Origin of the sequence: Streptomyces sp. NPDC091282, from assembly GCF_044757385.1 — a bacterium.
Classification (GTDB): Bacteria; Actinomycetota; Actinomycetes; order Streptomycetales; family Streptomycetaceae; genus Streptomyces; species Streptomyces gramineus.
The window spans coordinates 1-12,861 of sequence record NZ_JBIVUX010000014.1 but is presented as its reverse complement, the minus strand read 5'-3'; the positions used below and the strand labels follow the sequence as shown (position 1 = coordinate 12,861).

The 12,861-nt window shown below is 69.1% G+C and carries 9 protein-coding genes, 1 tRNA gene and 2 pseudogenes; 7 read left to right on the top strand and 5 right to left on the bottom strand.

The annotated features are described in order from the left end of the window. Window positions 1-55: 55 nt before the first annotated feature. The 3 genes from cysS (at window position 56) to ACIQOE_RS39500 (ending at window position 4,305) form a co-directional block, all read left to right on the top strand. Window positions 56-1,453 (top strand): cysteine--tRNA ligase, encoded by a 1,398-nt coding sequence (gene cysS, locus ACIQOE_RS39510; protein WP_401416920.1) that lies wholly within the window; start codon window positions 56-58, stop codon window positions 1,451-1,453. 98 nt (window positions 1,454-1,551) lie between these two features. Beyond that, on the top strand, window positions 1,552-2,493 hold the full coding sequence (gene rlmB / locus ACIQOE_RS39505) for a 23S rRNA (guanosine(2251)-2'-O)-methyltransferase RlmB (RefSeq protein WP_362648228.1): 942 nt from the start codon (window positions 1,552-1,554) through the stop codon (window positions 2,491-2,493). A 150-nt stretch (window positions 2,494-2,643) separates the two neighbouring features. Continuing rightward, entirely contained in the window at window positions 2,644-4,305 is a 1,662-nt protein-coding gene (locus tag ACIQOE_RS39500; RefSeq protein ID WP_401416918.1) for a DoxX family protein, read from the top strand. Window positions 4,306-4,634: 329 nt separating this feature from the next. Here the strand turns inward: ACIQOE_RS39500 and ACIQOE_RS39495 are convergent, their stop codons facing one another. The 3 genes from ACIQOE_RS39495 to ACIQOE_RS39485 all read right to left on the bottom strand — a co-directional run bounded on the left by ACIQOE_RS39495 (window position 4,635) and on the right by ACIQOE_RS39485 (window position 7,275). Beyond that, entirely contained in the window at window positions 4,635-5,366 is a 732-nt protein-coding gene (locus ACIQOE_RS39495) for a nucleotidyltransferase family protein (protein ID WP_351328251.1), read from the bottom strand. An 86-nt stretch (window positions 5,367-5,452) separates the two neighbouring features. Beyond that, complete coding sequence (locus tag ACIQOE_RS39490; RefSeq protein WP_351328249.1) at window positions 5,453-5,914, bottom strand: hypothetical protein; 462 nt, start codon at window positions 5,912-5,914, stop codon at window positions 5,453-5,455. Window positions 5,915-6,138: 224 nt separating this feature from the next. Further along, complete coding sequence (locus ACIQOE_RS39485) at window positions 6,139-7,275, bottom strand: sn-glycerol-3-phosphate ABC transporter ATP-binding protein UgpC (RefSeq protein ID WP_351328247.1); 1,137 nt, start codon at window positions 7,273-7,275, stop codon at window positions 6,139-6,141. A gap of 220 nt (window positions 7,276-7,495) precedes the next feature. On the opposite strand from ACIQOE_RS39485, the gene ACIQOE_RS39480 reads away from it, so the two are divergent. Beyond that, window positions 7,496-7,569 (top strand) — tRNA-Thr (locus ACIQOE_RS39480). A 129-nt stretch (window positions 7,570-7,698) separates the two neighbouring features. On the opposite strand, the pseudogene ACIQOE_RS39475 reads toward ACIQOE_RS39480, so the two are convergent. Beyond that, window positions 7,699-7,965: pseudogene (locus tag ACIQOE_RS39475) on the bottom strand (site-specific integrase); the annotation flags it as partial. 374 nt (window positions 7,966-8,339) lie between these two features. On the opposite strand from ACIQOE_RS39475, the gene ACIQOE_RS39470 reads away from it, so the two are divergent. Beyond that, window positions 8,340-9,695 (top strand): tetratricopeptide repeat protein, encoded by a 1,356-nt coding sequence (locus ACIQOE_RS39470; RefSeq protein WP_401416915.1) that lies wholly within the window; start codon window positions 8,340-8,342, stop codon window positions 9,693-9,695. A 58-nt stretch (window positions 9,696-9,753) separates the two neighbouring features. After that, window positions 9,754-10,254, top strand: coding sequence for an NUDIX domain-containing protein (locus tag ACIQOE_RS39465; RefSeq protein WP_401416913.1), 501 nt, complete (start codon window positions 9,754-9,756; stop codon window positions 10,252-10,254). A 407-nt stretch (window positions 10,255-10,661) separates the two neighbouring features. On the opposite strand, the gene ACIQOE_RS39460 is transcribed toward ACIQOE_RS39465, so the two are convergent. Then, a complete protein-coding gene (locus ACIQOE_RS39460) occupies window positions 10,662-11,696 on the bottom strand; it encodes a hypothetical protein (RefSeq protein ID WP_401416911.1) in 1,035 nt (344 codons plus the stop codon). A 264-nt stretch (window positions 11,697-11,960) separates the two neighbouring features. On the opposite strand from ACIQOE_RS39460, the pseudogene ACIQOE_RS39455 reads away from it, so the two are divergent. Continuing rightward, window positions 11,961-12,157 (top strand): annotated as a pseudogene (locus tag ACIQOE_RS39455) (4a-hydroxytetrahydrobiopterin dehydratase); the annotation flags it as partial. Between the last annotated feature and the right edge of the window lie 704 nt (window positions 12,158-12,861).

Genomic DNA, 12,861 nt, shown 5'->3' with positions numbered 1-12,861 from the left:
CGGTGCTCCACATACCGGTGCCATCCAGCCCCGTCGGCCCACTACCCTAGGTGCCGTGACTATTCGCCTGTACGACACCAACGCCCGGCAGATCCGTGACTTCGCCCCGCTCACCGCGGGCTGTGTCTCGATCTACCTCTGTGGTGCCACCGTGCAGGCGGCCCCGCACATCGGGCACATCCGCTCGGGCCTGAACTTCGACATCATGCGCCGCTGGTTCGAATACCGCGGCTATGCCGTGACGTTCATCCGGAACGTCACGGACATCGACGACAAGATCATCGCCAAGTCCGCCGACCAGGGCCGCCCCTGGTGGGCGATCGGCTACGAGAACGAGCGCGCGTTCAACGACGGCTACACCGCGCTCGGCTGCCTCCCGCCGACGTACGAGCCCCGCGCGACCGGGCACGTGCCGGAGATGATCGAGATGATGCGCGGCCTGATCGAGCGCGGACACGCCTACGAGGCCGACGGCAACGTCTACTTCGACGTGCGCTCCTACCCGGACTACCTGGAGCTCTCCAACCAGGAGCTGGACAACCTCCGCCAGCCGGAGGGCGAGGGCGAGACAGGCAAGCGGGACAAGCGCGACTTCGCGCTGTGGAAGGCCGTCAAGCCGGGCGAGCCCAGCTGGGAGACGCCGTGGGGGCGCGGCCGGCCCGGCTGGCACCTGGAGTGCTCGGCGATGGCCCACAAGTACCTCGGCACCGCCTTCGACATCCACGGCGGCGGCCTCGACCTGATCTTCCCGCACCACGAGAACGAGATCGCCCAGGCCAAGGCCTACGGCGACGACTTCGCCCAGTACTGGGTGCACAACGCCTGGGTCACCATGAGCGGCGAGAAGATGTCGAAGTCGCTCGGGAACTCGGTCCTGGTCTCCGAGATGGTCAAGACGTGGCGCCCGATCGTGCTGCGCTACTACCTCGGCACCCCGCACTACCGCTCGATGATCGAGTACAGCGAGGAGTCGCTGCGCGAGGCCGAGCAGGCGTTCGCGCGGATCGAGGGCTTCGCGCAGCGGGTGGTGGAGCTGGCCGGGGGAGTGGTGGAGCCCTCGTCCGAGGTGCCGCCGGCCTTCGCCGAGGCGATGGACGACGACCTGGGCGTCCCGCAGGCGCTGGCCGTCGTGCACACCACCGTCCGGCAGGGCAACAGCGCGCTGGCGGCCGACGACAAGGACGCCGCGGTGGCCCGCCTCGCCGAGGTCCGTGCCATGCTCGGCGTCCTCGGTCTCGACCCGTTCGCCGCGCACTGGTCGGGCGGCGCCGAGCAGGGCGAGGACCTGCACGGCGTGGTGGACGCGCTGGTGCGGCTGGTCCTGGACCAGCGTGAGTCGGCCCGGTCCCGCAAGGACTGGGCGACCGCCGACGCGATCCGCGACCAGCTGGGCCAGTCCGGTCTCGCCATCGAGGACGGGCCCCAGGGTCCCCGCTGGACCCTCAAGTCCTGACCACCGGCCCACCAAGATCGACTGTGCCGCCCGGCTCCCCGGGCGGCACACTGCATAAGACGTACGTACGAATCGAAGCTTACGGAGACGGGTAACCCATGGCAGCCAACAACCGCCGCATGTCCGGCAAGAAGGGCGCGCAGATCGGCAGTGGCGGCCAGCGGCGCCGGGGCCTGGAGGGCAAGGGCCCGACCCCGCCCGCCGAGATGCGCAAGGGACACAAGAAGAACCGCATCGCCACCGCCAAGACCAAGCAGGCCCAGCGCCGTCCGGTGCCCCGCGGCCGCGGCGGCAAGGGCACCTCCGAGCTGGTCGTCGGCCGCAACCCGGTCGTCGAGGCGCTGCGCGAGGGCGTCCCGGCGTCGACGCTCTACGTCCAGCAGTTCATCGACAACGACGAGCGCGTCCGCGAGGCCCTCCAGCTCGCCGCCGAGCGCGGCGGCATCAACCTCATGGAGGCGCCGCGCCCCGAGCTGGACCGGATGACGAACGGCCTGAACCACCAGGGCCTGGTCCTCCAGGTCCCGCCGTACGAGTACGCGCACCCCGAGGACCTGGCGGCGGCCGCGTACGACGGCGGCGAGGACCCGCTGATCGTCGCCCTCGACGGGGTCACCGACCCGCGCAACCTCGGCGCGGTGGTCCGTTCCGTCTCCGCCTTCGGCGGCCACGGCGTGGTCGTGCCCGAGCGGCGGGCGGCCGGCATGACGGCGGGCGCCTGGAAGACGTCGGCCGGCACGGCGGCCCGCACGCCGGTGGCCCGTGCCACCAACCTCACCCGGGCGCTGGAGGCGTACAAGAAGGCCGGCATCGTGGTCGTCGGCCTGGCCGCCGACGGCGAGCACGCGGTCGGTGACCTGGAGGCGCTCTCGGGCCCCCTCGTCATCGTCGTCGGCAGCGAGGGCAAGGGCCTGTCCCGCCTGGTCGGGGAGACCTGCGACTACCTGGTGCGCATCCCGATGCCGGGTGGCGCCGAGTCGCTGAACGCCGGTGTGGCGGCGGGCATCGTGCTGTACGAGGCGTCCCGGCAGCGGGGCTGACGGCGGTCGGCGGTGAGCCGCCCCGGAGAGTGGACACACGTCCGGGTTCTCACCCGGGCGGGGTGATTCCGGCGTCCTGCGCATCCTTGACGGGGTCCGGACACTTCGGGGCGGTCAAAGCAGTGTCCTAACTCCACGTCACTCGGTTAGATGAGTGTGGACACCAGAACACCCCGCACTCCCACGGGGGACCGCTCGCCGGGATTTCGCTCCGGATTCGCCTCCGGGCCCGACGACGCTCCCGCGCTGAGCATGGTGAAGGTGCCGAGCGATCCGGCGCAGGTCATCGTCAACCACGCGAGTTTCCGCGTGCAGTTGGGCGTATCGACACGGCGTACCCAATCTCCCCGGGTCGCACGGCACCTGAGCGCCACCGAGAACACCGCGCGCGTCCCGGCCGCCGGCACGCCGGGCAGAGCGGGAGCGGCGCCGGGCCGTCGCCGTCCGGTCGTGTGGAGCGGCCGGTCCGCGCCCGACGACACGGGTGCCCACCGGCTGCTCCAGGCCGTCCGCGGCGGCAGCGTCCGGCACGCCGAGGACCCCGTCGAACCGGCGGGCGCGACCCAGGTCATCCCGCGCGTCGGCGACGGCTACGCGGACCTGGACCAGACCGTCGAGACCCCGGTGGTCGGCCATCCGCGCTCCCCGGTCCCGGGCGAGAGCCGGCTGCTGCCGCCCATGAGGCAGGCGGGCAGCGCGTACGACGAACCGGCCTACGGCGGACCGTCCTACGACGAACAGGCCTACGACGACGGGTTCGAGGACTTCGAGGAGCCGCGTCGCACCAGGCGGCACTCCGACGACCCGGCCCGGCACGCTTACTATCCGGGCCGCCGGATGAACCTCGGCGTGGTCCTGCTCCCGCTGCGGATCTTCCTCGGCTTCATCTCCATCTACGCCGGCATGGGCAAGCTGTGCGACCCCGTCTACTTCGACGGCGGCAAGCGCGGCTCCATGGTCACCTGGCTGAACACGCTGCACCCGTGGGACGTCGCCGAGCCGCTGCGCCAGTTCGCCCTCCAGCACCCGGTCGGATCGGGCCTGGTCATCGCCTTCTTCCAGGTGATCGTCGGCGTCCTGACCGTCCTCGGCTGCTGGCAGCGGGTGGCCGCGGTGGTCGGCGCCCTGCTCTCCGCCGCGCTCATCGTGACCGTCAGCTGGAAGACCGTCCCCGCCTACGACGCGCCCGACATCATCTACCTCGCCGCCTGGTCCCCGCTGATCATCGCCGGTGCGCCCGTCTACTCCGTCGACGGCCGTCTCGCGGGCAGTGCCTGGCGGCGCCTCGGCCCGCACTCCGACATCTGGGACCTGCGCGCCTTCGTGCTGCGCCGCGGCGCGCTGATCACGGGCATCACGATCGGCATCACCCTGCTGGTCGGCTCCCTGCTCGGCGGCGCGGTCCGCGACTCCAGCCGCGTGGTCGTCCCCGGCCCCGGCGAGGCCCCCCGCAACAACCTCCCGGGCTCCCCGCTGCCGGGTGAGCCGGCCGAGCACAAGGCGAAGACCCCGTCGGCCTCGACGGCCCCGTCGGGCGGCGCGACCTCCAGCCCCTCGCAGTCCGCGACGGCCCCGGGCGCGACCCACAGCACCGGCGCGACCACGACCACGCCCAGCCAGACCCAGGGCACCACGGGCCAGGCCCCGCCGCAGCACACGGCGCCCGCCCCGACCACGGCCGGCCCCACCTCGGGCGGCACCGCCACCGGCGGCAGCTCCTCGACGGGCGGCGCGGGCACCGGCACCGGCAGCACCGGCGGCGGCTCGACCTCCTCGGGCCAGCCCGGCCTGGTAGGCGGCCTCCTCGGCTGACCCCCCCACACCGAAGCGGCCCCGCACCTGACACACGCGGGGCCGCTTCGGCATGGGTTCCGCACCTGACAGACGCAGGGCCGCTTCGGCATGGATTCCGGGCCCGCTGTCGGCACCGGTGACGAACCGCCCCTGAAGGGGCGCGGGGAACTGCGCGCCAAGCCCCCACCGGCCCGCAGCCGACAAGATCGCACCGGCCGCAGCCGACGAGGGGCGCCGCGGCCTCCGCGTACCTCGAAGGGGCGCGGGGAACTGCGTGCCAAGCCCCCACCGGCCCGCGGCCGACGACATCGCACCGCCCGCAGCCGACGAGGGGCGCCGCGCCCCGCCTACCTCCCCAGCGTCGACAACTCCCTCGCCGCCTCCGTGAGGTCCTTCGCCGTGTCGATCGCCCGCCAGTACGCGCCCTGCGGGAGCGGGAACCCGGCCAGCCGCCGGCTCCGGGCCAGGTGCGGGAACGTCGTCCGCTCGTGGTCTCCGCGCTCGGGAAGCATCTCGGCGAACTCGGGTGAGAAGACGTACACGCCGGCGTTGATCTCGAACGTCGACGGCGGCGCCTCGATGAAGTCGGTGATGTGCCCGAAGCCGTCCGTCTGCACCGCGCCCCAGGGGATCCGGGGCCGGGCGAGCGCGAGCGTGGCCACCGCGTCCCGCTCCGTGTGGAAGTCGGCCATGTCGCGCAGCGAGAACCGCGTCCAGATGTCGCCGTTCGTGGCGTACCAGGGCCGGTCGGAGTGCGGGAGGTGCGCGGCGGCGTACTTCAGGCCGCCGCCGCGGCCCAGCGGCTCGCTCTCCACCACCGTGGTGACGGAGAGCGGCAGGTCGGCGGCGTCCAGCCACTTCTGCAGGACGTCCGCGAGATGGCCGCAGGAGACCACCACGTCCGTGACGCCCTCCTCGGCGAGCCAGGTCAGCTGGTGGCCGATGATCGGCGTGCCCGTACCGGGAATCTCGACCATCGGCTTGGGCCGGTCGTCGGTGTACGGACGAAGCCGTGAGCCCTGGCCACCGGCCAGGACCACGGCTTGAGTGGGGCGCAACGCGGCGTTCGGATGGGTCATGCCCCGAACTGTACGACGCGCCCCCGGGCCGGCTTCCCGCCGGACGACGGCCCTCGGCGACCCGTCATCCGCTCACCGGCCGGTGTTCAGCTGTGCGCCGCCAGCACGCCGGACGCGAAGGACGTGTCGCACACCGGGCGGGCGTACGACTGGGCGCGCGAGGCGCCGTAGATGCGCACCGCGGCCCGGCCCAGCGCACGGGCGATGGACGAGCAGTGCCCGGCCAGCGACGGGTGGCCGTTGACCGCCTGCTGGAGGTGGGTGAGGACCTGGCCCGGGTTCTTGTGCTGGAGCTCGGTCATCAGCTGCTCGCGCAGGACGTCCTGGGGAGCCCGCGAGACGGCCTTGGAGGAGAGGCGGGTGCCGGTCACGTCGGTCGCGGTGAGCACCGAGTTCCGCGGGCTTCCCGTCCAGTTGACGCGGGTGACGGCGAGGGTCCCGGAGAGCACCAGGACGACGGGCAGGACGAGGGCGAGCGTGCGGCCGATACGGCGGGCAGGGCCGCCCCGGTGGCCGCGTCGCGTCTGAGGGGTGGTGGAGTGCTTCACGCGTGTGAGGGTAGCGTGCGGTAATGATTTGGCGACATTTAGTCACCGGTTCGGGGGATGGAGAAGTGCCGTGTTTCGGGTACGGGGTTGACGCACGCTGCTCGAAAATCACCCGCTTGCCGGGGTAATTCGGGGCAACGGGAAGGGCCCCGCAGCAGGCCGCGGGGCCCTTTCCGTCAACCTGGGCAAGTTCACCCTGGTCAGAGGTTTCTCTCTTTGATCGCTCAGTCGGAGAGACGCTCGCCCGTGGAGGTCGAGAAGACGTGTGTCTCGCCCGGCCGCGGCACGACGTGCAGCGTGGCGCCCTTCTCCGGGACCGCGCGGCCGCTGACGCGGACGACCAGGTCCTTGAGGTCGTCGCCGACCTTGGCGCTGCCGTAGACGTAGCCGTCGGCGCCCAGCTCCTCGACGACGTTCACGGAGACCGCGAGGCCCGCCGGGGCGTCCTCGGAGTCCTTGGACAGGGAGGCGGCGGCCTCGCCGTTGTGCTCGACGATGTCGAAGTGCTCGGGACGGACACCGACGGTCACGGTGCGGTCGCCCTTGTCGGCGGCGGCCTGGATCGCCTCGCGGTTGACCGGCACCACGCTGTTGCCGAACTTCACGCCGCCGTCGGTGATCGGCACCTCGACCAGGTTCATGGCGGGGGAGCCGATGAAGCCGGCGACGAAGAGGTTGGCCGGACGGTCGTACATGTTGCGCGGGGAGTCGACCTGCTGGAGCAGACCGTCCTTGAGGACCGCCACGCGGTCGCCCATCGTCATGGCCTCGACCTGGTCGTGGGTGACGTAGACGGTGGTGATGCCGAGGCGGCGCTGGAGCGAGGCGATCTGTGTACGCGTCGACACACGGAGCTTGGCGTCCAGGTTGGACAGCGGCTCGTCCATGAGGAAGACCTGCGGCTCACGCACGATGGCGCGGCCCATCGCGACACGCTGGCGCTGACCGCCGGAGAGGGCCTTCGGCTTGCGGTCCAGGTACTCCGTGAGGTCGAGGATCTTCGCGGCCTCCTCGACCTTCTGCCGGATCTCCGCCTTGTTGACGCCGGCGATCTTGAGCGCGAAGCCCATGTTGTCGGCGACGGTCATGTGCGGGTAGAGGGCGTAGTTCTGGAACACCATGGCGATGTCCCGGTCCTTCGGCGGCAGGTGCGTGACGTCGCGGTCGCCGATGCGGATGGCGCCGCCGTTGACGTCCTCCAGGCCCGCGAGCATCCGCAGCGAGGTGGACTTGCCGCAACCGGAGGGACCGACCAGGACGAGGAACTCGCCGTCCTCGATCGCGATCTCGAGTCCGTCTACGGCGGGCTTGGTGGAACCCGGGTAGATCCGGGTCGCCTTGTCGAACGTGACAGTGGCCATGGCTCAGAGGCCCCCTTCTACCGGCAGGAACGTGCCGGACGATCCGTTGTAGGAAGGTGGTTGGTGTAGTCCACCGGAGTGAACTGGGTCAGGACGGTACCTGGCGTTCACCCTCCATGTCAGTACCTGGAGGCCTGTGAACTTCGCGGAAATTTTCGACGGGCACCGGCTGGGAGCTGGGTACACTGCACAGGCACGCGCCCACCACACCCGCGCGCACGCCTCCTTAGCTCAGATGGCCAGAGCAACGCACTTGTAATGCGTAGGTCGTCGGTTCGAATCCGACAGGGGGCTCCTTCGAAGGCCAGGTCACATAGCCCGTGACCTGGACTTTTGTGTTGCTCGGGGCATGACGGGTCACACGGCTGGGGTGCCGTGGGGTGGCTTGCGTGAGCGATGCGTGAGCGGAGTGGGCTCGGTGCCCTATTTCTTGGGCTTCTTCCGAGCCTTGTTCTTCTTCGCCTTGGCCTGGGCTTTCGCCTTCTCCTTGGCTTTCTGGGCGGCCTTCGCGGCCTTGCGGGCCGCCTTCTCCGCCTCGGCCTTGCGCTGGAGCGGGCCCAGCTTGGCGGTGGCCTCGGCGGAGCTCTTGCCGACGTGGGGGAGGACGCTCTGGTAGATGTCCCGGGTGATGCGGGTGTCGCTGTGTCCGAGAGTGTCCGACACGATCTTCACGTCGATGCCGGCGGCGAGCCACGTGCTGGACTCGAAGCGGAAGAAGTACTCGGCCGGGTCGATGGTGATGCGCCAGCCGTCGACCTGGATGCCGGGCAGGCGGCTCCAGCGCTCGTCGAACGCCTCGGGCAGTACGACCGTGATGGCCGCGGTGTCGATGGTGGTCACCGTGTCTCCGTCTCTGATCGGCCGGATCCGGGCACAGGAATGCCCGAACCCGGTGTAGGCGTACGGAACGTCGGGGGCCGCCCGACCGAAGGGGGAGCCTGGTCACGGTGTCGGACCGGGGCCGGGCGGCTGATGATTAGTGAACCCTCCGTCACGCACAGTGGGTACGGTGAGAACCAGTTGAAGCGGTATACGCGGTTTACAGCCCTGGACGGGAGGCGAGCGTGGCAGCGCCGAGAGACCCCAACTCCCGCCTGCGCGAAACCATTTCCGCGACCGGCTGCACCTACGAGGCCCTGGCGAGAGACGTCCGGCGCATCGCGGCCGAGAACGGCGAGATCCTCCAGACCAACAAGTCCGCCGTCTCCCACTGGGCCAAGGGCACCCGCCAGCCCACCGGCCGGACCGGCCAGTACCTCGCCGAAGCCCTCTCCCACCGCACAGGCCGCATCATCACCCAGACCGAGATCGGTCTACGGGCACCTGATGGCGAGGAGCCGGCCGAAAGGGATCCCGTCCTGGCCGCAACTGACCTCGGCCGGGCTGATGTTGAGCGCCACCGCTTCCTCGCGGTGGCCGCCTTCACCACGGCTGGCGTCGCCATGCCGCTCGCCCACGATCACGAGGCCACCGCCCGCATGCTCCGCGCCCGCACCGGCACGTCCGTGGTCGGAGCGGAGGACGTGGACGTCGTACACCAGATCACTGCGGCTTTCAGCGCGGCCGACGAGCGCCTCGGCGGCGGGCATGGCCTGACCACGGTCACCGCGTACCTCGCCGACACCGCTGCCCCCATGCTCCGGGGCCGCTACGTGAGTGAAGCCTTACGACGGGCAGCCTTCGGCGCGGTGACCGAACTCGCCTACCTGGCACGGTGGAAGCACCACGACCTCGGCCAGGAAGGAGCCGCCCAGCGCTACTACCAGGTCGGCTACCAGCTCGCCTGGGAAGCCGACCCGCACGGCCACGCCGCCTGGATGATGCGGGCCCTCGCCCACCAGGCCCTCAGCCTCAAGCAGCCCCACCACTGCGTCGACCTCGTCGAAGGCGCACTCGTCCGCGGCTTGGGCCATGTCGACGGCCAGACCGAGGCGCTCCTGCACATCACCCACGCTCGTGCCTTCGCCGCCGTTGGTGAGAGGCCCGCAGCGGCCCGTGCCCTGCTCGCCGCCGAAGACGCCCTGCTGCGTGACGACGTACCTCAGCCCAGCTACTCCCGCGTCAGCGGCCCAGCCGCCGGCACCGTTGCCAGCCACACCGCCCGCACGCTCACCGACCTCGCTGAGCACATCGGCACCGAACAGCAGCACCGCGACGCGCTGATCCGCTGGGACCCGGAGAAGTACAAGCGCGTCCATGCCCTCACCTACGCCGACCTCGGCGACAGCCTCGCCGCCCAGACCCGCGCCGACGAAGCCGTCGCTGCCTGGGCGCAAGCCCTGACCTTGATGGAGGGCATGACGTCCGACCGCACCCGCAAAGCGATCACCTCGCTCCGCTCCACCCTCTCCATCTACCAGCGCCGCAAAGTGCCCGGAGCCGCCGAACTCGCCCGCCGCGCACGCGAAACACTGGCCTAAGCTGCCCACCAACCGGCCGACGAAGGGACACCAGCCAGCCGACGAAGGGACACCAGCCGTGGCTCAGCGGACAACCGACGACCAGCCCAAAGACCTACCGCCCGCCCTCGAATCCATGACCCTGCTGGTCGCCGCCGTCATCGTCCACGACAAGACCACCAACCGCGTCGTCCTTCTCCAACGGAGTCAGAACGCCAAGTTCGCCCAGGGCATGTGGGACCTCCCCGTCGGCAAGAGCGAACCCGGCGAGCCCGTCACCGAAACTGCCGTACGCGAGCTCTACGAGGAGACCGGCCTGACCGTTAAACCGGAGTCCCTGAAGGTCGCCCACATCATCCACGGCGCCTGGGGCGTCGAAGCCCCCAACGGCTTCCTCACCGTCGTCTTCGCCGCTCACGAGTGGACCGGAGAACCGGAGAACCGTGAGCCACGCAAGCACGCCCAGGTCTGTTGGGTTGATGTCGATGCCATCCCCGAGGAGTTCGTGGACACCACCGCGAGCGCGCTCCACCGGTATCTCACCCATGGGCCCCAGGTGTCGCTGGACGGATGGACATAGGGACGACTGTGGCGTCACCATGCCCAGACGGGATGGAAGCCGTCCACGTCCTCAGTCCCAGGCACGTGTTTATCCATCACGTAGCAGGTTCAGGCACCCAAGCCCGGTCGTTAGCCCGGACCTCACCCTGGCCCTAGGCCAGGGTGAGGTCCGCGAACGCTGCCATCAAACACATAGCCGGCCGGTCGATGTACAGGTCCAGGGATGTGGGAATCACTCATCATTGAGGCTCTGCCGCGCGGTAGACGGCGCGCGCTGGGGCTCGGGACTCCGACGCATGCTGCTCCGAAGTTCGTGCCATGCGCTGACAACTTCAGCGACCTTTCCCAGAAGTTCGCGGAGCTGACCTAGAGCGAGAAGAACGACGCCGAAGCTGGCCAAAACGTAAAGCGTGATGGTGTCCCAGTTCACGGGGCCGCCTCCCCACGAGAGCCTTGTGCATCCCCCGGAAGTACACGATCGAGCCAGCCGGCGTCGGCGCCGAGCCTTTCAAGTTGTTTCCTGGCGTCTTTTCCGTATGTGGCGTGGCCCCATCGGAATCGGAACTGGAGCCCGCATCTCGGGCCGTCGCTGTGCGCCAGTTCGTAAGTGCACTGCCGCATGTACCAGTCGTGCTCCAAAGGTGGGTCGTCACAGGTGCAGTGATGCTTGATGACGCGGACTGGCATCCCCCAAACGGGGTCGGTGAGCCTGGCAAGCAGGGTGTCGTGATCGAGACGAATGTCATGGCGCGTGTCCAGTTCGAAGATCCACTCGCTGCCGGATATCCACGACCGTGTGGAGTAGGCAAAACTGGACGTGTGGAACAGTGCGATCCTGCGCAGCAAACCCGCACCTGCCCATGCAATGTCCTTTTCTACGCCCCGGACCAGTGGGTGCGACTGCTCATCCCGCCGTTCGAGATCGCTGAATGAGGGGGATCGCCACAAGGGTGCGGCGTGGAGCCTGACCAGGTCATCCCATCGTTCGTCGAGGTAGTCCTCCCATGTGGTGCCGGGGACGCCGCGGATGATGAGGCGACTCTCGGTCTCCGCCAGAGTAAGGTGTAGGTCGCTCCCACGGATTGCGGCGATGCGCAGCCCTAGGACGCCATCCACTTGGATGCCATCTGCGGTGTATGGCAAGAGGCGATCGAGGGCGTGCCATGCCACGGGATAGCTCCCGCCTTGGGAAAGCTCAACGTGACTGTCGAGATAGACCACGATGGGCCTGTCTGGGCTCAGGCGTACACCAGCGATACCCGTGGGGTGAGCAGACCAGGATCCGCCGTCGCCGAGTTTTGACAAGACCTGCGACTCAAGTAGCGCCTGATCGCCTGTGGAGTCCGGCAAAGGAATCGGAGTACGCGCGTTCTTGAAGGCTTCCAGAGCAAATTGATACGGCTCACCGGTGTAGGTGATCCGAGTCCGCACAAGGGTAGCGAGGCGTCCGCCAGCAGACACGGCACGATCCGTCCTCGAACGCAGCTGCCCCGAAGCGCCCGATAACTGATCGGCGCACCCGGTAAGGGTGCAATCGGACACACGAATCGAACCTGGTGAAGCTAAGGCTTCTTCATCCCGTGGATGACGCTGCACTGGGGCAGCTCAGCGTCAGGACAGGCCCCCTGGAGGCCAGGATGAGGCTACCACTGGGCGTTACGACGCGAGGGATGTTCGTCTGAGGAGGGAGCGATGGCTGGCCGTGGGCCTTCTGTTGGAAACCACGTGGCGATGATCGTGCACGTCGCCGATCTCGAGCGGCTCATCAGCCATCATGCGGACATCGATCTGCGGCGGGGCGGTTGTGGCTCGGGATCACCATGCACGATGCCGGGCACAAGCTGACCGAGGCGGACTTCGACCTCGCTCGCCGTATCGACGCCATCGCGCAGGCGCACGGCGCGGAGCCGCTGGATGCCTGACCGTGCGGTGCTCACCGACCTCGGGATCTGACACGGGAGACGTGCCCGGGAGCGGTCGCCGCGCAGCACGGTTGATCGGCCTCAGGAGTCGTCAGACCGGCTATATGACCGAGGACCCCCGAAAGGGCCCTCGGCGGTGCTCTAAGCACCTCTCATCCGGGCTTATGACCTCTCGCGCACAATCATGAAGATGATGGCGATCAGCAGAAGCGCAAACGGATCCATGGATTGATCTCCTCAACAAATTGAGCCCCTTAGGGCGTGGGTTGTAGGGAGATCGCACTTCGGTGCTTCGAGCATTGCCAGCTTGCCCGAGATGCCCGGTCAGAGCGCCTAGCCGGCAGCAAGTGAGGCAATGGGTTCCGGGTCGCGTGCCTCCCCTTTAAGAGGTGGCAGGCTATCCGGCCCAGATCCGCCCTCGCCCGGTGCGGTCCGTGCCTGGGTCGTGCCAGCATCTCCGCCTCTAGCTGATCTTCCTCCAGGCTTTGCAGCCCGTGGTGTTGAACGCCTTGTCGGTGCCGGCGATCGTGACGGTCGTCTGGCCGCTGGTGGCGCCGTTGGCGATGATGTCTTTCACCTCGCCGGAGGTGCTGGAGAGCCTGGCCCAGTAGTGCTCGTAACACGATCATGCAGCCCAGCCCCAGCAGTCCTGTCGTGGTGGAGCGTGGGAGCGTGGCCCTGGATCATGGGCGACGGCTTGCGTG

What these genes read in the sequence shown, in the direction of transcription:
- ACIQOE_RS39495 (WP_351328251.1), bottom strand. Translation starts at nt 5,366, where the DNA reads ATGACCCATCCGAACGCCGCGTTGCGCCCCACTCAAGCCGTGGTCCTG.
- ACIQOE_RS39500 (WP_401416918.1), top strand. Translation starts at nt 2,644, where the DNA reads ATGAGTGTGGACACCAGAACACCCCGCACTCCCACGGGGGACCGCTCG.
- rlmB (WP_362648228.1), top strand. Translation starts at nt 1,552, where the DNA reads ATGGCAGCCAACAACCGCCGCATGTCCGGCAAGAAGGGCGCGCAGATC.
- ACIQOE_RS39485 (WP_351328247.1), bottom strand. Translation starts at nt 7,275, where the DNA reads ATGGCCACTGTCACGTTCGACAAGGCGACCCGGATCTACCCGGGTTCC.